This window comes from Gelidibacter sediminis, assembly GCF_004364975.1.
Taxonomy (GTDB): Bacteria; Bacteroidota; Bacteroidia; order Flavobacteriales; family Flavobacteriaceae; genus Gelidibacter; species Gelidibacter sediminis.
The window spans coordinates 1,353,942-1,373,529 of the sequence record NZ_SOBW01000008.1; the positions used below are offsets into that span (position 1 = coordinate 1,353,942).

Genomic DNA, 19,588 nt, shown 5'->3' on the forward strand with positions numbered 1-19,588 from the left:
TGTAGGTGTAAATGAATAGTTTTGTAGGAGAAATTAATAGTAACTTAAAATTATAAAATATGGCATTTGTAGGAAGAAAATTTCCAAATCTATCAGTCAACGCAATGAACGAATTGGGTGACACATTTAAACTTAACGTTCTTGAAGAAGCAAAAAAAAACAATAAAAAAGTACTTTTATTCTGGTATCCAAAAGATTTTACTTTTGTATGTCCAACGGAATTACATGCCTTTCAAGCTGCTTTAGGCGAATTTGAAAAACGCAACACCATTGTTATTGGTGCCTCTTGTGATACCGCTGAAGTTCACTTTGCTTGGCTAAGTACAGCAAAAGATAATGGTGGAATTGAAGGAGTAACCTACCCAATTTTAGCAGACTCCAACAGAAACTTAGCCTCAACACTAGGCATTTTGGATATTTCCAATGAAACTTATGATGAAGAAACAGGTATTGTTACTGTGGATGGCGACAATGTAACATATAGAGCAACATATATTATTGACGAAGAAGGAACTGTTGTACACGAAAGCATTAATCATATGCCATTAGGAAGAAACGTAAGTGAATTTTTACGTTTGATTGATGCTTACACGCATGTACAAGAAAAAGGTGAGGTTTGTCCTGCAAACTGGGAAGAGGGCAAGGAAGCAATGCAAGCTAATGCAAAGGGTACAGCTGAGTACTTAAAAGCGCATTTAAATTAAGATAGATTGTTATAGAGAGTGCAGAGAGGCAATCTTAATAAACTATTGAGATTGCCTCACTCTGTTTTTATTAACGTTAAAAATTTATTATGATACAGGAATTAGAACAAGATAATTTAGGACAATTAGTTTCAGATAACGATACCGTTGTTGTCCAATATTCTGCTAGTTGGTGTGGTAATTGCAGAATTATGAAACCAAAATTTAAAAAATTAGCCACAGAAAATGAAAATATGACTTTTGTTATGGCAGATGCTGAGAAGTTTCCAGAATCTAGAAAACTAGCCACCGTAGACAATCTACCTACGTTCGCAATTTTCAGAAACGGTGCCTTCGTTAATCAGGTACAAACCAATAAATACGAAGTTTTAAAAGATTTAGTCAATGAAGTTACCAGTAATTAAACATTTGACTCAATTTATTGAGGATAACGACGAAGATTTTGTAGTAGAAACTATTGAGACCTTAGAAAACTTAACGGAAGTACCATCTCTAAAAGATGAAGAGTTGGATGTAATTGGAGAATTAATCTCCAATATGTACGGAGCTTTAGAAGTCCACAAGATGGTAAAAGATGGCACTCCTAAAAAAGAAGCTTTAAATAATTTCATGTCACGAGTATTAGGCTCTATTGACAAATAAACATTTAGATACCACTTATACAAAGGCCCCTCTATTCGAGGGGCTTTTGTATTTATATAAATCTAGCGCTATCTTCTAGAAAGTTGTTGCGCTCATTATCCCAATTAATGCTGATGTAACCTTTCGCATTTTTTTAGTACCTTCCCTATTAACTTTATTTATTTATCTCCTTATACTATGAATGACACAAATTATGTAAAGATCTTTTCGGGATCATTCGTCTATGCACAAATGATTATAAATAGGTTGGAGGAAGTCGGCATCCGTGCCGTTGTTAAAGATGAGTCTGAATCTGGAAGACTGGCAGGTTTTGGCAGCCCTATTCAAGGTTTTCAAGACATATTTGTAAGCGAAGAAGAACTTACCAAAGCAATTCCCATAATAGAGATTGCAAAATCTGACTTAGAAGCAGAAAAAAACCCTGATTAAATTCAGGGCTTTTCTTCTATAAGGAAATGCAATTATGCGTTGACCGCGTACATCTTCTCTCTTAATTCCTTTATTTTCTTATCGTCCATATACTCGTCAAACGTCATGTAACGATCAATCGCACCATTGGGTGTCAATTCTATTATTCGATTGGCTACTGTTTGTGCAAACTCATGATCATGGGTGGTAAACAATACGGTTCCTTTAAAATTAGCCAGAGAATTATTAAATGCCGTAATACTTTCCAAATCTAAATGATTGGTAGGCTCATCTAACATTAGCACGTTCGCTCTCATCATCATCATTCTACTTAACATACAACGCACTTTCTCTCCTCCTGACAAAACATTAGACGTTTTCAGCGCTTCTTCACCGCTAAAAATCATCTTACCTAAAAAGCCACGGATATGAACTTCTTCGCGCTCTTCTTCCGTCGTGGCCCATTGGCGTAACCAATCAACTAAAGTCAAATTATTGTCAAAAAACTCACTATTGTCCAATGGTAAATAGGATTGTGTCGTGGTAATCCCCCAATTGTATTCTCCTTTATCAGCTTTTTCTTTTCCATTCAAAATTTGATAGAACGCAGTGGTTGCTCTAGAATCCTTAGAATATACGACTACCTTATCGCCTTTAGCCAGGTTGATATCTACATTCTGAAACAGTATATCACCATCTAAGGATGCCGCAAGACCATTTATATTCAAAATTTGATCACCTGCTTCCCTATCGCGCTCAAATATAATTGCAGGATAACGACGGCTAGAAGGCTTAATATCAGAAATGTTCAATTTCTCAATCATCTTCTTTCTACTAGTTGCTTGTTTAGATTTTGCGACGTTAGCAGAAAAACGACGTATAAACTCTTCCAATTCCTTTTTCTTTTCTTCAGCCTTCTTGTTTTGTTGAGAACGTTGTCTGGCCGCTAATTGAGAAGATTCGTACCAAAACGTATAATTTCCAGAGTAATGGTTGATCTTTCCAAAATCGATATCAGATATATGTGTACATACTGCATCTAAAAAGTGCCTGTCATGAGATACAACAATCACACAGTTTTCATAATTAGCCAAGAAGTTTTCTAACCAAGATATGGTTTCATAATCCAAATCATTGGTAGGCTCATCCATAATTAACACGTCAGGATTTCCAAATAGCGCTTGAGCCAATAAAACACGTACCTTTTGTTTTCCATCTAAATCCTTCATCAGGGTGTAGTGCAATTCTTCCTTAATCCCTAAGTTAGATAGCATTGCTGCTGCATTACTATCAGCATTCCAACCGTTCATCTCTTCAAACTGCACTTGCAACTCGCCAATCTTATCAGCATTCTCATCCGTATAATCTGCATATAGTGCGTCAATCTGACTTTTTAAATCATACAACGGTTTGTTACCCATAATAATAGTTTCCAAAACCGTATGTTCATCATATAAATTATGGTTTTGCTCCAAAACTGACATACGTTTACCAGCTTCTAAATGCACATGGCCAGAGGTAGGGTCCATTTTCCCCGCTAATATTTTCAAGAAAGTAGATTTCCCTGCACCATTAGCACCAATAATACCGTAGCAATTGCCTTGGTTAAATGAAGTGTTGACTTCATCAAATAAGACGCGTTTGCCAAATTGAACTGAGAGATTAGAAACTGATAACATTTTATAGATTTTAAATAAGCTGCAAAAGTAAAAAATTGCTAGCATTTAATGAAACTTATACAGCTATATTTAAGAGTTAAAAATGACTAATGGAATGCCCTGAAATATGAGTAAATACCTGAGATAAAACAGCTTTCACGGTAATAGACATTAAACATTTAACAGCGCCTTAACAACATAGTGCATAAACAAGTTTTATTTTTGTTTACAACACAACCAACACCGCTAATCTATTTATTTTATGAGAGTCTACATTATGTCATTGATGCTTTTGTCAACGCTTTTGGGTTGCAAAAATAATTCTCAAGAAATTAATGGTAGCGCATACTTTGGGGGAGAAATCATTAATCCGACCAATGATTATGTTCTTTTATTTTCACCAAATTCACAGTCTGAAGTTTCTGATACGCTCTTTTTAAATAAAGACAATCGCTTCTTTACCAAATTAGACCCTTTAAAATCTGGCCTTTATACTTTTATTCATGGTGGACAATACCAAATGGTTCTTTTAGAGCCGCAAGACAGTGTCATGTTGCGTTTAAATACCATCGATTTTGATGAATCTTTGGTCTTTACAGGTACTGGCGCCAAAAAGAACAATTTTTTGGTGAAAATATTTCTTGAAAATGAAGCTGATCAAAGTAATTTTATGAATATTTCCCAATTGGATCCAGAGCGTTTTGAACAGTACATAGATTCTACTCGAGCGTTAAGGCTCAACCAATTATCCGACTTTTCCGATAAAAAAGAACTATCTCCTAAATTTGATGAAATAGCTGAAACTAGCATTAATTATAGCTATTATAGCACCAAAGAAATGTATCCTTTTGCTTATTACGGCTATAGAAACCTCAGAAACTACAAAGAATTACCTTCAAAATTTTATGAATTTAGAAATGATATTGATTATAATATCAGTTCTCTAAGTGATTTCTTTATTTACAACCGATTTTTATATTCCCACTTCAACAACTTGGCACTCGAAGAGTTTTACGCCAAAGCAGATGACGATGCCATATTTAATAAAAATTCAGTGATTTACAATCTAGAAAAGTTGGAGTTAATGAATAAGCGCATATCAAATGACACCATAAAAAACAAGTTGCTCAAAAATACAGCCCGCGATTTTATTGCCGTATGCGAAGATTCTACTGCTGTAAATCAAATTGTAGCATCTTATCTTCAAAAGAGTACCAACCCACAAGACAAGGATTATATTAAAGGCTTGTCTAGCACTATCAACAAGTTAAAACCGGGCAAAATCATTCCAGATGTACAATTGGTCAATTACAATAATGAAGAGCATGCCTTAAGTAGCTTAATTAATAAACCTACGGTCATTTATTTTTGGTCTAGCAATTTGAAAGTCCATTATAAAAACAGCCACTATAAAATTAGGGACTTGAAGAAAAAATATCCAAATATTGATTTTATAGCCATCAACCTGAATGATAACAATAAAAAATATTGGAAGAAGACTTTAGATGAGTTTAGGTTTTCCAGTGATAATGAATATCAATTTAAATATCCAGCAGCTGCCAAACAAACCTTGGTTATCAATACCGTATACAAAATGATTGTTGTGGATAAAGATAGGCGCATTGTTGATTCCTATTACAATATGTTTCACTCAAAATTTGAGGATCAATTAAAAGAACTCAACAACTAAAAAAGACTCCCATGGTAGGAGCCTTTTCTATATTTATATGACAGAGGTTTAGTTCCCTTTTTTGTAATCTGCTAAAAACTTCTCTAAACCGATATCCGTCAATGGGTGATTTAACAAGCCAGTTATGGAACTTAAAGGTCCCGTCATGACATCTGCACCTAATTTTGCACAATCTATTACGTGCATGGTATGACGTACTGAAGCTGCTAGAATTTCGGTTTCAAATCCGTAGTTATCATAAATCATTCTGATTTCGGCAATAAGATTTAAACCATCAGTCGAGATATCATCCAAACGACCAATAAATGGCGATACGTAAGTAGCTCCCGCTTTGGCAGCCAATAATGCCTGGCCTGCAGAAAACACTAAAGTCATATTCGTTTTGATGCCTTTATCGTAAAAATATTTACACGCTTTGACACCGTCTTTAATCATAGGTAATTTAACCACAATCTGCTCATGCAATTCAGCCAATGCCTCTCCTTCTCTCACCATCCCTTCATAATCTGTAGAAATAACCTCTGCACTCACATCTCCATCTACCAAATTGCAAATGTTAACATAGTGTTTCATGATATTGTCAGTTCCTGTAATGCCTTCTTTAGCCATTAACGATGGATTGGTAGTAACACCATCTAAAATGCCCATATCTTGGGCTTCCTTAATTTGCTCTAAATTAGCGGTATCGATAAAAAATTTCATAGAAAATAATATATATATAAGTTGTGTTTAACGTGCTGCAAAGTTACAATTAATAAGCACGAGGTGGGTTTTATTTTAATGAAAACATATTAACAGACCTACAAAGGCACTGTCCTTATAACTTATAATGATTCATCAACATTCTTTCATACACCTTATCTGGTAAGATGCGTTTTAGAACAATGGAAAATTTTTGCATGAACTCCCCTACCTTATAATGAATTTTCGGATTTTTAGTAGTAATGACTTTATATATGGCATGTGCCATCAACAGAGGATCCTTGCCTTCACTGACATGGGCATCCATTAGGTTTAAAGTATCGCCATAAGGCTTCTTATAAGGCGAATCCTCTTTAATTGGTGCATGATAGCGCCCGGCAGCAATATTGGTTGCAAAATCTCCAGGTGCAACATTGGTCATATGAATGTTGAAATCTTTAATTTCCATTCTCAAGGCCTCCGTAATCAATTCCAGTGCTCCTTTACTAGCACTGTAAACACCTCTATAAGGCAATCCCATATAACCGGCAATAGAGGTTACATTGATAATTAAACCAGAGTTTTGTACTCTCATTTGAGGTAGCACCGCTTTGATAACGCGAATTGGTCCAAAAAGATTAGTGTCAAAATTACGCTGTATTTCAACATCAGGAATCTCTTCAATGGGTCCTGTAATTCCAGCGCCAGCATTATTGATCAAGACGTCCAATCTGCCGCTCTTTGCTATAACTGCACTAACGGCTTCATGGATAGACGTCGTATCAGACACATCTAATTTTACAAGGTTGAATTTGCTGTCAGGATAACGCTCAGGAGTTCTACTGGTACCGTAAATGGTAAATCCCTTTAGTGACAGAAATTCGCCAATAGACTTTCCTATTCCTGAAGAACCCCCTGTAATTAAAACAACTTTAGACATGATTAAAAACTAATTAAAATATGAAAGCAACTACGATTTGAAAGGCTAAAATATGAAGAAGATATTTAAAAGAAGTTCCTTTGGAAAGGATTTCACTATAGCGCATAAAAAAAGGCAAGCTACCTACATCACACCGCTACGACCACTTACCTTTGCTGCGTTCCCGCCCTGGAGGATTCAGCAGGAGCTGGTTGTGTAGGACTTGCCAGCTGCAAAGATACAATCTTTTACTACTTTTGCAATGATTTTTTAAACTGAATTTAATTAAATACCTTGCTTTAAAATATTAACAATCTATGTCTTCAATTAAACTTTTTATAATCACCGTTTTAAGCCTATCTCTATGGACATGTGGTGATAACCCTAATGGCAAAAAAAACCACTTTGTTATAAAAACCGATGCTAAAAATAATACAATTGCTCTTGGTGAAACTGTTAATCTTTCTATGGACAATCCAAAAAACAAAGCCATTTCAAGCGTGACTTATCATTTAAACGGAGTGGCCATTGATAAAAATTTCACAGCCACTGATGTTCCTTTAGGAATCCACACCTTAACAGCCAAAGTGGTCTATGAAGGTCAGACGGAAGAAACCACTACAAATTTGACTGTTCTGAACAATAAGCCTCCTGTAATTTATAGTTACAACATTCTTAATGAATACCCACATGATATCACCTCCTATACGCAAGGCTTAGAATTTCATAATGGCATTTTATATGAAAGCACTGGACAATATGGCGAGTCAAAACTCCGTAAAGTAAAACACGATACAGGTGAGATTTTAAAAAGCGTCACTATAGGAAATCAATACTTTGGTGAAGGTCTTACCGTTTTAAATGATAAGATTTATCAACTCACTTGGAAAGAAAATATCGGGTTCGTTTATAATGCGGAAACTTTAGAAAAAACCGGGAGCTTTAATTATGGCAAGAGTAAAGAAGGTTGGGGATTATGTAACGACGGAAAAACAATTTACAAATCAGATGGCACCCATACCATTTGGAAACTTAACCCTGAAACATTGGCTGAAGAAGGTTTTATTCAAGTTTTCACGAACACTGGTAAAATTGAAAGTTTAAATGAACTGGAGTATATTAATGGTAAAATTTATGCCAACATCTACCAACGCAACGGAGTTTTAATTATTAATCCTAAAAATGGTGCTGTGGAAGGAGTGATTGACTTTTCGCCACTTCAAAAGCTCGTGAAACAGCATCCGGAATTGGATGTTTTAAATGGCATTGCCTACAATCCTGACACTAAGACTATTTTTGTTACCGGTAAGGATTGGGATAAATTGTTTGAAGTTGAAGTGTTTGTCAAATAAGGTCTTTTTCAAGAAAACATCCGATATTACAAAATTAAACTCTATTACGTATTTACACTCTAATAATGCAAAGCTTTGAGATACAGATAACAGTAACCCAAGAAGATTTAGACAACCTGAATCATGTTAATAATGTCAGGTATGTGCAATGGGTGCAAGACGTGGCGGAGAAACATTGGCATGCCAAGGCTACAAAAAATATTCTCTCTGATTACGTTTGGATTCTTCTAAATCATAACATCGCCTATAAAAACCCTGCTGTTTTAGGCGATGTACTAACACTTAAAACTTATATAAAAGAAGCTGGTGGAGTTACTTGTCTTCGTATAGTTGACATCTATAATAAAGATACTGACAAATTGTTGGCGTCTTCAGAAACCAAATGGTGCTTGGTTACCCAAGCAAATATGAAACCCGCACGTATTACAGACACTATCAGGGCTCTTTTTAGTTAAATTAAGACTAAAAAAGCTGTTAAAGTCTCTTAATAGATAACTTCGTAATTCATTTCTGTGTTTAATTTGGGTACAACCAATCAAACTGCCTAGTGTTTAAATTTACTCTTTTCTTCTGTCTTGCCACCACAGCAACGTTCTCACAACGCATTTCAGGAACATTATATGACGCGGAAGCACCCATTTCTGGTGCTAAAATCATGAATGTCAGTGCCAAAAGTATGACATCAACAGATGCTATTGGGAATTTTGAAATCCAGGCTAAACGCAATGATACACTACTTTTTAGTTCGCTATTTCATCACACCAAGCAACTCGTCGTTATACAATCACATTTAGAAAGCCCTCAAGTTGTTGAGCTCAAAAAAATTCTCAATGAATTGGATGAAGTCAATGTAAAAGGTCCAATTACAGCACAACCAATGGATGAGAAAGAAGTGACCACTCGTGTCAACAAACAATTCAAATCTGATGTTGAGCGAAATCCGCACTTGTACAGAAGGCCAAATGCAAACGCAGGGCCAATCAATTTTTTAGAAATTGGCAGGCGACTAAAAAAACTCCTTAAGCGGAAAACGCCTAAAGAAGAAGAACCTGAAGGACTTATTGAAACCACCATTGAGGCTTCAGATTTAGTCACCCTTTTTAAAACAGATCCATTTTTTAATGACACCTTTTTAATTTTGGATTTAAATATTACCAAAGATTACAGACACCTTTTCTTTGCCTATTGTGAGACTAAAAAGATGTCTTCCTTCTTACTTCAACCGGATAATAAAATTTATCTTATAGATCATCTTCTAGATTATAGCCAGGAATTTAGAGTGATACTCGCCGAAAGTCAACAACGCTAATCTGGGTGTCGTCTCTATTTCCCGTTCATAAATCAATACGTTTCAACCTGATTTCTCTTTAAAATCGCTGGAACTATAGCATTGTCAAATTAATTAAACTCTTCAGGTGACTTCATAATTTCAAAAGTTATATTTTTGAACTTTATTAGAATTGATGGTCACGATGAAAAGAAGCCTTTACTTTAGCCTTTTGTGTATTACTATTATCTTTTGGAGTTCTTGCCGAAAAGATTTTGACTTTCAACCTAGTCAAGGCGCGCTTACCTTCTCTAAGGACACAGTGTACTTAGATACTGTCTTCGCAAACATTGGGTCTAGCACCTATAATTTGAAGGTTTACAACCGTTCCAACACTGACATCTCCATTCCCTCTTTACGCCTAAAACAAGGTCAAGCTTCAAATTACCGACTAAATGTTGATGGTACAGCTGGCAAAGAATTTAAAAACATCGAAATTTTGGCAAAGGACAGCCTGTTTATTTTTATAGAAACTACTGTAAATCTTCAAGATGTTGTCACTGCAAAAAATCAATTTTTATATACAGATGCTATCGAGTTCGACAGTGGCGCCAACTTGCAAAAAGTAGAATTGGTTACTTTGGTAAAGGATGCCATATTTATATATCCCCATAAAAATTCGCAAGGCATTATTGAAACTTTAAATTTTGATATTGACGACGATGGCGTTGAAGACATTACAAATATTCAGGGACGTTTTTTAACCGATGCAGAACTCACCTTTACAAAGGATAAACCTTATGTAATTTATGGATACGCGGCTGTGGACGAAAATAAGACGCTGACCATTAATGCGGGTGCTCGTGTGCATTTTCATGCCAATTCAGGGTTGTTAATTACAAACAATGCATCTTTAAAGGTGAATGGAGCTTTTAGTTTTAACCAAAAAACTATGGAGAATGAAGTTGTCTTTGAAAGTGATCGTTTAGAACCCATATTCGAGAATGTTCCGGGACAATGGGGAACCATTTGGCTGTTTCAAGGCAGCAAGGCAAATGAGATGAATTTTGCAACGATAAAAAATGCCACCATCGGCGTGTTAGCTGAAAACAATCAAAACACCTCTATTCCAAAATTAACCATCAAAAATTCTAAGATTTATAATTCGAGTAATTTTGGAATATTAGGCCGCGCTACTTCTATTACTGCAGCAAACCTGGTCATTAATAATGCGGGGCAATCATCATTTGCAGGTATTTATGGCGGCGTTTATAACTTTACGCACTGTACACTTGCGAATTATTGGACAAATAGTTTTAGACAGTTCCCTGCCCTCTTCCTTAGTAATTATCAAGTTATTGATGATAACACCTTAGTTTCTAATCCACTTACTGCTGCAAATTTTAACAACTGTATAATCTATGGAAATGACAACCCTGAGTTTATGGTAGAGCAATTGGATGGTACAGACTTCAATTTCAAATTCACTAATTGCCTAATTAAATTTGACGATCCAAATAAAAATTTTGGAACAGATCCTAATTACGATTTTAAAAATGCCGCCCTATATGATAATGTCGTCTTCAATAAAGATCCTAAATTTAAAAGCCCTTCTAGAAATCAACTGATGATCGGGGAAGGTTCTGCAGCTGTAAACGTTATTGGGAACAATCCTTTCTCAAATCAAATACCTGTTGACATCCTTAATATTAACAGAACGACTGCGCCCGATTTAGGCGCATACCAACATTTGGATTTATAGAGTAATTGGGCTTTATAACTTATAATTCGCATTGCGTAAATCATGAAAAAACCTCACAAGTTCAGCAACAAGTGAGGTTTTTTCTATTTAGTATCGCGCTAATATTTAAGCGAACAAAGGCTTACCTTTCATCATTTCATTTACTTTATCGCCAATAGCGTCAAGTTTGTTATCGTTATCATGATTGGTAAGAACCTCATCAATCATTCCAACAATAGCATCCATATCCGCTTCTTTCAAGCCTCTAGTTGTTATTGCTGGAGTACCAATACGAATTCCTGAGGTTACAAATGGCGACTTATCATCAAATGGCACCATGTTTTTATTAACGGTGATATCTGCTTTTACTAAGGCAAATTCGGCGTCCTTACCTGTAATGTTCTTATTTCTTAAATCGATCAACATCATATGGTTGTCAGTTCCGCCAGAAATAATATGGTAATCTCTATCTACAAACGCCTTGGCCATAGCTGCAGCGTTATTTTTAACTTGTAACATATAATGCATAAATTCATCCGTTAAGGCTTCACCAAATGCAATGGCTTTGGCAGCAATAATATGCTCTAACGGTCCACCTTGATTTCCTGGGAATACACCAGAATCTAATACAGAAGACATCATTCGTAAATTGCCTTTTGGAGCTTTCATTCCGAAAGGATTCTCAAAATCTTCACCCATCAAAATCATTCCTCCTCTTGGTCCTCTTAAGGTTTTATGCGTGGTTGTCGTTACAATATGACAATGCGGCATTGGATCACTCATAATGCCTTTAGCTATCAATCCTGCAGGATGGGAAATATCTGCCATGAGCACCGCTCCTACCTGATCAGCAACTTGCCTGAAGGCCGCAAAATCCATATCACGCGAATATGCTGAAGCTCCAGCAATAATCATCTTAGGTTTTTCCTTCTTAGCCGTTTCTTCTAATTTATTATAGTCAATTAACCCAGTCTCTCTATCTACCCCATAAAATGAAGGATTGTATAATTTTCCAGAAAAGTTAACTGGCGATCCGTGTGTTAAATGTCCGCCATGCGATAGATCAAAACCAAGAATTTTGTCGCCCGGTTTTAAGCACATGGAATATACAGCCGTATTTGCTTGACTTCCTGAATGCGGTTGCACGTTAGCATAAGCTGCACCAAATAGCGTTTTAGCACGATCAATTGCTATTTGCTCCACTTCATCTACAATTTCGCAACCACCATAATAACGCTTTCCAGGATACCCTTCAGCATATTTATTTGTCAATACAGATCCTGCGGCTTCCATTACCTGATTGCTTACAAAATTTTCTGAAGCAATAAGCTCTAAACCATGTAATTGTCTTTCTTTTTCAGCTTCAATAAGCTCAAATATTTGTTGGTCACGTTGCATAAATGTTGTGTTTTTTAGTCCTCTTAAAACAAGGATTTAATGAATGTTTTAAATTTACCCAAAAGTAATAAATACAATACTTATTTCAGTCAAAAAAAGAATTTTTCGTCTGAATATAATGTCATGATGAATTGGTCTGGAGCCGCATAATTTTAAGTCTTTTTTTGGATTTTAATTAAAAAAAATATGTAGGTTTGAATACATTTTACAAAACTAATGAATCGCAACACTATGCCTTTATCCGCAAATAACCCCGATAGAACATCGTGGCTTCACGTGGGAAAAAATTCTGATTTTCCTATTCAGAACATCCCTTTTGGTGTTTTCTTAACACGAGATGACATCATTACCATTGGTACACGAATTGGCGATACCGCCATTGACCTTGGTGCGCTGCATCAACTAGGTTATTTTGAAGGTATACCTCTTACTGACGATATTTTTCTTCAGGACACCTTAAATGATTTTATTGCTGATGGCCGTAAAACATGGCGTGCCGTAAGAAATAGAATTGCTGATATTTTTGACAGTAACAATACAACTTTAAAGAATAATACCAAACATAAGGAAATTGTGCTCTTCAGGCTTGACGAGATTGAGATGCAATTACCCGTCCAGGTGGGAGATTATACTGATTTTTATTCGAGCAAAGAACATGCTACAAACGTAGGTACCATGTTTAGAGACCCAGACAACGCACTGATGCCAAATTGGTTGCACATTCCTGTTGGGTATCACGGTCGTAGCTCTTCTATAATTCCGTCTGGCATTCCAATACACAGGCCACAAGGCCAAACAATGCCTGAGGGTGCCAAAGACCCTGTTTTTGGTCCTTCTAAATTAGTTGACTTCGAATTGGAAATGGCTTTCATTACTACAGATGCTAATGATTTAGGTGAACCGATTCCCGTAAATGAAGCTGAAGAATATATATTTGGATTGGTACTTTTCAATGATTGGTCAGCCCGTGACATACAGAAATGGGAATATGTGCCATTAGGACCATTCTTGGCTAAAAACTTCGCGTCCTCTATGTCGCCATGGATTGTGACCCTAGACGCTCTTGAACCTTTTAAGGTAGAGGGCCCAAAACCCATCAAACCTTTGTTACCATATTTACAATCTAAAGGAAAAAAAGGTTATGATATCAATTTAGAAGTTGCCATCCGTCCAAAAGACGCCAAAGAAACTATTGTGAGTAAATCCAATTTTAAGTATATGTATTGGAATATGGCACAACAATTAGCACATCATACGGTTAATGGCTGTCCTGTAAATTCTGGAGATATGATGGGGAGTGGTACCATATCAGGTCCTACGGAAGAATCATTCGGATCTATGTTAGAATTGACATGGAAAGGTGAAAAACCCTTAACTATGAAAGATGGCACAGAACGTAAGTTTATTAATGATTACGATACGGTAATTATGAGAGGACATTGTGAAAAAGATGGTACCAGAATTGGTTTTGGGGAAGTTTCAACACAACTTTTACCAATTTATAATCCTCAAAAAAAGAAACAAAAGTAAATATTTAAAATAGTCATAAGTGAAGCACGAACGTCAATTTATACTGATATTCGTGCTTTTTTTATGAACACCACATCACATGTAAATAACCCATAATTATTCATTTGGCACATAATTTGAAACCTACTAACTTTAACCCCCTAACCTTAAGACCTATGACTTCAAAACTACCCTACATTTTACTCTTTTTAGTTACTGTTTCTTGCAGCAGTAAGAAACAAATTGAAAAGGCGCTACATTCTGGCAATTATAATCAAGCCATTCAGGAAGCACTCAAAAAACTTGAAAACAATAAGGATAATGAGCGTAAACAGGATTTTGTCCTGATGTTGCAATCTGCTTACGACAAAGCGAATGAACGTGATTTAAAACAAATTAAGCATCTTAAGAAAGATGGCAATCCAGAACATTACAAATCAATTTATGATCTTTACCTTGCTTTAGAAGCTCGTCAAAGAGCCGTAAAGCCTGTTATACCATTAAAAGTCAATGGAAACATTATTCACTTAGATTTTCCTGATTATACAGATAAGATTGTAGAATCTCGCCGTGCCGTATCCAACTATTTTTATGATCAAGGCAAAGCACTTCTTAAATCCAATTTTAAAATGGATGCAAAGAAAGCCTACCATACTTTTCAATACATTGAGCGCATCAATCCGAATTTTAAAGATGTGCGTAGCCTAATGCAGGATGCTCATAATCTTGGGACGGATTATGTTATTGTAACCATTCAGAATCAAACGAGACAAATCATACCAATGCAATTGGAAGATGACTTATTGAATTTTGACACCTATGGTTTAAATCAGTTCTGGACAGTATATCACGCCAATCCTGCCCATGATATTGCTTATGATTATGCGATGGAATTGCAATTAAAGCAAATTAATGTGTCACCAGAAAAGTTACACCAAAAAGAAATTTTGAGAGAAAAAGAAATTGTAGACGGCTGGAAGTATAAACTTGACGCTGCCGGCAATGTGGCTAAGGATAGTTTAGGTAAAGACATTAAAATTGACAAAATCGTGAACGTTAAAGCCCGTTACATTGAGTATTCACAATTGAAATCGACCCAAGTTTTAGCCGATGTTGTTTATGTGGACCTATTGAGCAACCAAACTCTCGATGTGTTCCCAATTAAAAGTGAATTTGTTTTTGAAAACCGTTTTGCAGTTTACAAAGGCGACAAACGCGCATTAGATCCAACTGATCATGAGCTGCTACGAAATAAAAGACTCCACTTTCCTACTGATGCTGAAATGGTTTATGACACAGGTGAAGATTTAAAACTACAGCTTAAGCAAATTATTAATTCTTATAATGTGAGGAAGTAGCACTTAACCGTATTCCTAACATCAAAGTTGTCAACTTTCACTAGTGTGTTTATATCACTAGTGTAAGTTACAGCAATCTAAAGAGCGTTTGTTTAAATGAAAGATTTCAGCTCCATTGAATTAATTCCGCTATGGCTGCCATGAGACACAACTTTCCCATTTTTAATCACCAATAATTGTGGCGATTCGTGCATCACGTTAAATTGATCAGCAATGGCATTTGAAATATCTCTATGATTCAACAAATCCAAATAATAAAGATCAGCTTCATCAACCTGTAACTGATACTCCTTTTTAAATTGATTTATTACCATTCTGCTAATTCCGCAACGCGTGGAATGTTTAAATATGATTTGTGTTTTGGCGTTGGAGCGCTCTTTAATAGTTTCTAACTGACCTATGTTTTTCAAATCAATCCAAGCCAAATCTGTGTTGCTGTTAGACACTTCTCCACTTTTTGCGGTAGTTGACGAATTGAATAATTTATCTAATAATCCCATAATATTTCATTTTTAAGTTTTGTAACCACTGATTTATAACAATTCAAATTTATATTTTATAAGTAGATGTAATGATCGACTTTCCTATTTTAATTATCTTTATAACATCAGTCGAAACACTTTTTAAATCTTACAACCTGACTAAATGTCTTGCTACTAGCGACTTTGACTGACTTTTTGTCGGCTGCTTTCAATTGGTAAGGTAATTGACTTAAACTGAATATCCATGCGTTAGCTAAATAAAATGCGTGGCAATTAAGATATAACACACAACAATATAGATATTAACCTATAAAAACATACCCATTATAGGGGAAACAATTATGAATTTTAACGACTATACAATAAAATCACAAGAGGCCATTCAACATGCACAACAGCTTGCTCAGAGCTTTGGCCACCAACAAATCGAAAATGAGCATATTTTTAAAGCAATTTTTGAAGTTGACGAAAATGTGTTGCCATTCTTACTTAAAAAATTGAATGTCAATATCAATTTATTACAACAGACTCTAGACAAGCAATTAGAAAGTTTTCCAAAAGTTTCAGGAGGCGACATTATGCTTTCTAGAGAAGCCAACAAAACACTTAATGAAGCGGCAATCATCGCTAAAAAGCTGAAGGATGATTATGTATCCATAGAACATCTGATTCTAGCAGTGTTCAAATCCAACAGTAAGATTGCGCAAATGCTCAAGGACCAAGGTGTTACAGAAAAAGCATTGACTGCTGGAATAGAAGAACTACGTCAAGGCGACCGTGTCACATCCCAAAGTCAGGAAGACACATATAACTCCCTTAACAAATATGCCAAAAATCTCAATGAAATGGCCAAAAGTGGGAGATTGGACCCCATTATTGGTCGTGATGAGGAAATTAGAAGAATTCTACAAATTCTATCTCGGCGTACCAAAAATAACCCAATTCTTGTAGGAGAACCTGGTACGGGAAAAACAGCAATTGCAGAAGGTTTGGCCCATCGAATTATTGATGGCGATGTACCAGAAAACTTAAAAGACAAACAAGTGTTTGCCTTAGATATGGGCGCACTAATTGCAGGTGCGAAATACAAAGGAGAGTTTGAAGAACGTCTTAAAGCGGTAATCAAGGAAGTAACATCTAGTGAAGGTGATATTGTACTTTTTATTGATGAAATACACACCCTTGTTGGTGCAGGTGGTGGACAAGGTGCTATGGATGCCGCAAACATATTAAAACCAGCCTTAGCAAGAGGTGAGCTGCGTGCCATTGGTGCTACAACCTTGGATGAGTATCAAAAATATTTTGAAAAAGACAAGGCTTTAGAACGTCGTTTTCAAAAAGTTATGGTAGATGAGCCTGATACTGAAAGTGCCATCTCAATATTACGTGGTATTAAAGAAAAATATGAAACTCACCACAAAGTCCGTATTAAGGATGAGGCCATTATTGGTGCTGTAGAACTCTCTGAGCGCTATATAACTAACCGGTTTTTGCCAGATAAGGCCATTGACTTAATGGACGAAGCAGCGTCTAAACTGCGTATGGAAATCAATTCCAAACCTGAAGAATTAGACGTTTTAGACAGAAAAATCATGCAATTGGAAATTGAGATTGAAGCCATTAAACGTGAAAAAGACGAAACCAAACTTAAAACTCTACGATCAGAACTTGCAAATTTGAAAGAGGAACGTAACGAGATCAATGCGAAATGGAAAAGCGAAAAAGAGGTGGTAGACAATATCCAAAATGCAAAGTCTAGCATTGAAGAATTTAAGCTTGAAGCTGAACGTGCAGAACGGGATGGTGACTATGGTAAGGTTGCAGAAATACGCTACGGTAAAATTAAAGATACCCAAGAGCAACTGGAGAAACTCCAAAAAGAATTGCAAGAGAACCAATCTGGCAACTCTTTAATAAAGGAGGAAGTAACCTATGAAGATATTGCTGAGGTAGTAGCTAAATGGACAGGAATTCCAATAACGAAGATGCTGCAAAGTGACAGAGAGAAGTTGCTTAAATTGGAAGAGCAGCTGCATAAACGTGTAATTGGTCAGGAGGAAGCGATAACTGCCGTAAGTGATGCTGTAAGACGAAGCCGTGCAGGATTACAAAATCCGCAAAAACCTATTGGAACTTTCCTTTTTTTGGGAACTACAGGGGTCGGAAAAACAGAATTGGCGAAAGCTTTGGCCGAATACCTATTCGATGATGAGAATTCGATGACACGTATCGACATGAGTGAATATCAGGAGCGTCATAGCGTGAGCCGTTTGGTTGGTGCGCCTCCAGGATATGTAGGTTATGATGAAGGTGGACAATTGACGGAAGCCGTTAGAAGAAAGCCGTATTCAGTGGTATTACTTGACGAGATTGAGAAAGCACACCCTGATACTTTCAACATACTTCTACAAGTATTAGATGAAGGGCGTTTAACGGATAATAAAGGTCGAATTGCCGATTTTAAAAATACCATTATCATTATGACATCCAATATGGGAAGTTCTATTATCCAGGAGCGTTTTGAAGCTACAAAAGATATCGAATCTGCTCTTGAATCGGCAAAAGTTGATGTGCTAGGTTTACTGAAACAAAGTGTAAGACCAGAATTTTTAAACAGAATTGATGACATCATCATGTTTACGCCATTAACGAGAGAAAACATTGTGGAGATTGTTGGCTTACAACTAAAAGGCTTAACGCGCATGCTTGCTAACCAAGGTATTACCTTTGATGCTACAAGTGAGGCAACCGCCTATTTGGCCGAGAAAGGTTATAACCCAGAATATGGTGCACGACCCGTAAAACGTGTCATCCAAAAAGAAGTACTAAATGAATTGAGTAAGGAATTACTTTCAGGCAACATAACGTCAGACAGCATAGTTCTTTTAGACTCCTTCAACGATAAACTGGTATTCAGAAACCAAGAACATTTGGCCGAAGAAGTGAAATAATAAAATTGGCTCTGTCATGTAAACACACTAAAGGTATTCCTATCATTCAATTTATTGATTGACATTATTATAACAGTACGTATCCCATACTAAGGTGCGTACTGTTTTTGTTTAGTGCTATTATCTGTACGGATTAGGTTAATGTATCTAAAAATTCAAAACTACTTTCATAGACTCAAATTGATATTTCAATCTATGGGCCTTATAACCTATTATGACTTTGAAGATAGCGAAGCGTTTGTTTTTGATCATTATATTATTAATCAGGTCAAAGAAGGTGCTGTTATTGGAACTAAACATAACACATTGCTACACAACTGCATCAAAAAACATTTCAGCGGTAAAAACTTGGTGTACATATCCAACCGCGCGCGGTCATATGCTGTTAATCCATTAGTATATCCGAAGACCAAAAAAATACCTAATTTAGTGGCCATTGCAATTGTTGCAAACTCACCACTTACGCGTCAAAATGCAGCCTATGAAGGAGAGTTTTTCGATAAACCCTACCAAATATTTGATAATTTACGAGCTGCAATTAATTGGTCCCACTTACAATTGGAAGCTGAAGAAAAGCAATCCTTCAAAAACAAAACTTAATTGCGCACGCTATTATAGGCAATACTCACTTATACGATTTAATTTTTGCTTCTCTATACAGAAGCATTTTATTTTTTAGGATGTATTACCTAAACCAGATTTAGAGTCAAATATGTTAAGCTATGCTCAATTAAACAGCCATAGTTCTCGTGTCGTTAAGCCTGTAGAGTTATAAAAGGCACAGTTATTAATCATATTATTGAGTTTAGTGCATTTCACTATACACCT

General features: G+C 36.0%; 18 protein-coding genes and 1 other RNA gene. 13 read left to right on the plus strand and 6 right to left on the minus strand.

Annotated elements, in window-relative coordinates:
• The first annotated feature begins 59 nt into the window (after positions 1-59).
• The 4 genes from BXY82_RS12540 (at position 60) to BXY82_RS12555 (ending at position 1,775) form a co-directional block, all read left to right on the plus strand.
• A complete protein-coding gene (locus BXY82_RS12540; protein WP_133758520.1) occupies positions 60-704 on the plus strand; it encodes a peroxiredoxin in 645 nt (214 codons plus the stop codon).
• 89 nt (positions 705-793) lie between these two features.
• Positions 794-1,108, plus strand: a complete 315-nt coding sequence (locus BXY82_RS12545; protein ID WP_133758521.1) for a thioredoxin family protein — start codon at positions 794-796, stop codon at positions 1,106-1,108.
• Positions 1,089-1,346 (plus strand): DUF6952 family protein, encoded by a 258-nt coding sequence (locus BXY82_RS12550; protein WP_133758522.1) that lies wholly within the window; start codon positions 1,089-1,091, stop codon positions 1,344-1,346. Before BXY82_RS12545 ends, BXY82_RS12550 begins: the two co-directional genes overlap by 20 nt.
• 177 nt (positions 1,347-1,523) lie before the next feature.
• Entirely contained in the window at positions 1,524-1,775 is a 252-nt protein-coding gene (locus tag BXY82_RS12555) for a putative signal transducing protein (RefSeq protein ID WP_133758523.1), read from the plus strand.
• A 32-nt stretch (positions 1,776-1,807) separates the two neighbouring features.
• Here BXY82_RS12555 and BXY82_RS12560 read toward each other — a convergent pair whose 3' ends face one another.
• Positions 1,808-3,433, minus strand: coding sequence for an ABC-F family ATP-binding cassette domain-containing protein (locus BXY82_RS12560; RefSeq protein WP_133758524.1), 1,626 nt, complete (start codon positions 3,431-3,433; stop codon positions 1,808-1,810).
• A 241-nt stretch (positions 3,434-3,674) separates the two neighbouring features.
• Between BXY82_RS12560 and BXY82_RS12565 the strand changes: the two genes are divergently transcribed.
• Positions 3,675-5,102 carry a TlpA family protein disulfide reductase gene (locus tag BXY82_RS12565; protein WP_133758525.1) on the plus strand — a complete coding sequence of 476 codons (1,428 nt, stop codon included), beginning with the start codon at positions 3,675-3,677 and terminating at the stop codon, positions 5,100-5,102.
• 48 nt (positions 5,103-5,150) lie between these two features.
• Here the strand turns inward: BXY82_RS12565 and fsa are convergent, their stop codons facing one another.
• From fsa to ffs, 3 genes are all read right to left on the minus strand, one after another.
• Positions 5,151-5,804 carry a fructose-6-phosphate aldolase gene (fsa, locus tag BXY82_RS12570; RefSeq protein ID WP_133758526.1) on the minus strand — a complete coding sequence of 218 codons (654 nt, stop codon included), beginning with the start codon at positions 5,802-5,804 and terminating at the stop codon, positions 5,151-5,153.
• 115 nt (positions 5,805-5,919) lie between these two features.
• The gene (locus BXY82_RS12575) at positions 5,920-6,723 is read right to left on the minus strand and encodes an SDR family oxidoreductase (RefSeq protein WP_133758527.1); all 804 of its coding nucleotides are present in this window, start codon (positions 6,721-6,723) and stop codon (positions 5,920-5,922) included.
• Between the two features lie 109 nt (positions 6,724-6,832).
• Positions 6,833-6,931: signal recognition particle sRNA small type (ffs, locus tag BXY82_RS12580), an RNA gene on the minus strand.
• Positions 6,932-7,019: 88 nt separating this feature from the next.
• Here ffs and BXY82_RS12585 point away from each other — a divergent pair.
• From BXY82_RS12585 to BXY82_RS12600, 4 genes are all read left to right on the plus strand, one after another.
• The gene (locus tag BXY82_RS12585; RefSeq protein ID WP_133758528.1) at positions 7,020-8,054 is read left to right on the plus strand and encodes a glutaminyl-peptide cyclotransferase; all 1,035 of its coding nucleotides are present in this window, start codon (positions 7,020-7,022) and stop codon (positions 8,052-8,054) included.
• 65 nt (positions 8,055-8,119) lie between these two features.
• Positions 8,120-8,509 carry an acyl-CoA thioesterase gene (locus BXY82_RS12590; RefSeq protein ID WP_133758529.1) on the plus strand — a complete coding sequence of 130 codons (390 nt, stop codon included), beginning with the start codon at positions 8,120-8,122 and terminating at the stop codon, positions 8,507-8,509.
• A gap of 92 nt (positions 8,510-8,601) precedes the next feature.
• Positions 8,602-9,363, plus strand: a complete 762-nt coding sequence (locus BXY82_RS12595) for a carboxypeptidase-like regulatory domain-containing protein (protein WP_133758530.1) — start codon at positions 8,602-8,604, stop codon at positions 9,361-9,363.
• Between the two features lie 163 nt (positions 9,364-9,526).
• On the plus strand, positions 9,527-11,083 hold the full coding sequence (locus BXY82_RS12600; protein WP_133758531.1) for a hypothetical protein: 1,557 nt from the start codon (positions 9,527-9,529) through the stop codon (positions 11,081-11,083).
• Between the two features lie 105 nt (positions 11,084-11,188).
• Here BXY82_RS12600 and BXY82_RS12605 read toward each other — a convergent pair whose 3' ends face one another.
• Positions 11,189-12,460: a serine hydroxymethyltransferase gene (locus tag BXY82_RS12605; RefSeq protein ID WP_133758532.1), complete on the minus strand. Its 1,272-nt coding sequence runs from the start codon at positions 12,458-12,460 to the stop codon at positions 11,189-11,191.
• 231 nt (positions 12,461-12,691) lie between these two features.
• On the opposite strand from BXY82_RS12605, the gene fahA reads away from it, so the two are divergent.
• Together fahA and BXY82_RS12615 are read left to right on the plus strand one after the other, a co-directional pair.
• Positions 12,692-13,990 (plus strand): fumarylacetoacetase, encoded by a 1,299-nt coding sequence (fahA, locus tag BXY82_RS12610; protein ID WP_133758670.1) that lies wholly within the window; start codon positions 12,692-12,694, stop codon positions 13,988-13,990.
• Between the two features lie 155 nt (positions 13,991-14,145).
• Positions 14,146-15,327, plus strand: a complete 1,182-nt coding sequence (locus tag BXY82_RS12615) for a hypothetical protein (RefSeq protein WP_243835811.1) — start codon at positions 14,146-14,148, stop codon at positions 15,325-15,327.
• A gap of 92 nt (positions 15,328-15,419) precedes the next feature.
• Here the strand turns inward: BXY82_RS12615 and ytxJ are convergent, their stop codons facing one another.
• Positions 15,420-15,827 (minus strand): bacillithiol system redox-active protein YtxJ, encoded by a 408-nt coding sequence (gene ytxJ, locus BXY82_RS12620; RefSeq protein ID WP_133758533.1) that lies wholly within the window; start codon positions 15,825-15,827, stop codon positions 15,420-15,422.
• Positions 15,828-16,150: 323 nt separating this feature from the next.
• Between ytxJ and clpB the strand changes: the two genes are divergently transcribed.
• Together clpB and BXY82_RS12630 are read left to right on the plus strand one after the other, a co-directional pair.
• Positions 16,151-18,760, plus strand: coding sequence for an ATP-dependent chaperone ClpB (gene clpB / locus BXY82_RS12625; RefSeq protein WP_133758534.1), 2,610 nt, complete (start codon positions 16,151-16,153; stop codon positions 18,758-18,760).
• 195 nt (positions 18,761-18,955) lie between these two features.
• The gene (locus BXY82_RS12630; RefSeq protein WP_133758535.1) at positions 18,956-19,360 is read left to right on the plus strand and encodes a hypothetical protein; all 405 of its coding nucleotides are present in this window, start codon (positions 18,956-18,958) and stop codon (positions 19,358-19,360) included.
• Positions 19,361-19,588 lie beyond the last annotated feature (228 nt).

What these genes read in the sequence shown, in the direction of transcription:
- BXY82_RS12540 (WP_133758520.1), top strand. Translation starts at nt 60, where the DNA reads ATGGCATTTGTAGGAAGAAAATTTCCAAATCTATCAGTCAACGCAATG.
- BXY82_RS12590 (WP_133758529.1), top strand. Translation starts at nt 8,120, where the DNA reads ATGCAAAGCTTTGAGATACAGATAACAGTAACCCAAGAAGATTTAGAC.
- BXY82_RS12575 (WP_133758527.1), bottom strand. Translation starts at nt 6,723, where the DNA reads ATGTCTAAAGTTGTTTTAATTACAGGGGGTTCTTCAGGAATAGGAAAG.
- BXY82_RS12615 (WP_243835811.1), top strand. Translation starts at nt 14,146, where the DNA reads ATGACTTCAAAACTACCCTACATTTTACTCTTTTTAGTTACTGTTTCT.
- BXY82_RS12545 (WP_133758521.1), top strand. Translation starts at nt 794, where the DNA reads ATGATACAGGAATTAGAACAAGATAATTTAGGACAATTAGTTTCAGAT.
- fahA (WP_133758670.1), top strand. Translation starts at nt 12,692, where the DNA reads ATGCCTTTATCCGCAAATAACCCCGATAGAACATCGTGGCTTCACGTG.
- BXY82_RS12585 (WP_133758528.1), top strand. Translation starts at nt 7,020, where the DNA reads ATGTCTTCAATTAAACTTTTTATAATCACCGTTTTAAGCCTATCTCTA.
- BXY82_RS12555 (WP_133758523.1), top strand. Translation starts at nt 1,524, where the DNA reads ATGAATGACACAAATTATGTAAAGATCTTTTCGGGATCATTCGTCTAT.
- BXY82_RS12605 (WP_133758532.1), bottom strand. Translation starts at nt 12,460, where the DNA reads ATGCAACGTGACCAACAAATATTTGAGCTTATTGAAGCTGAAAAAGAA.
- BXY82_RS12550 (WP_133758522.1), top strand. Translation starts at nt 1,089, where the DNA reads ATGAAGTTACCAGTAATTAAACATTTGACTCAATTTATTGAGGATAAC.
- BXY82_RS12565 (WP_133758525.1), top strand. Translation starts at nt 3,675, where the DNA reads ATGAGAGTCTACATTATGTCATTGATGCTTTTGTCAACGCTTTTGGGT.
- BXY82_RS12600 (WP_133758531.1), top strand. Translation starts at nt 9,527, where the DNA reads ATGAAAAGAAGCCTTTACTTTAGCCTTTTGTGTATTACTATTATCTTT.
- fsa (WP_133758526.1), bottom strand. Translation starts at nt 5,804, where the DNA reads ATGAAATTTTTTATCGATACCGCTAATTTAGAGCAAATTAAGGAAGCC.
- clpB (WP_133758534.1), top strand. Translation starts at nt 16,151, where the DNA reads ATGAATTTTAACGACTATACAATAAAATCACAAGAGGCCATTCAACAT.
- ytxJ (WP_133758533.1), bottom strand. Translation starts at nt 15,827, where the DNA reads ATGGGATTATTAGATAAATTATTCAATTCGTCAACTACCGCAAAAAGT.
- BXY82_RS12560 (WP_133758524.1), bottom strand. Translation starts at nt 3,433, where the DNA reads ATGTTATCAGTTTCTAATCTCTCAGTTCAATTTGGCAAACGCGTCTTA.
- BXY82_RS12630 (WP_133758535.1), top strand. Translation starts at nt 18,956, where the DNA reads ATGGGCCTTATAACCTATTATGACTTTGAAGATAGCGAAGCGTTTGTT.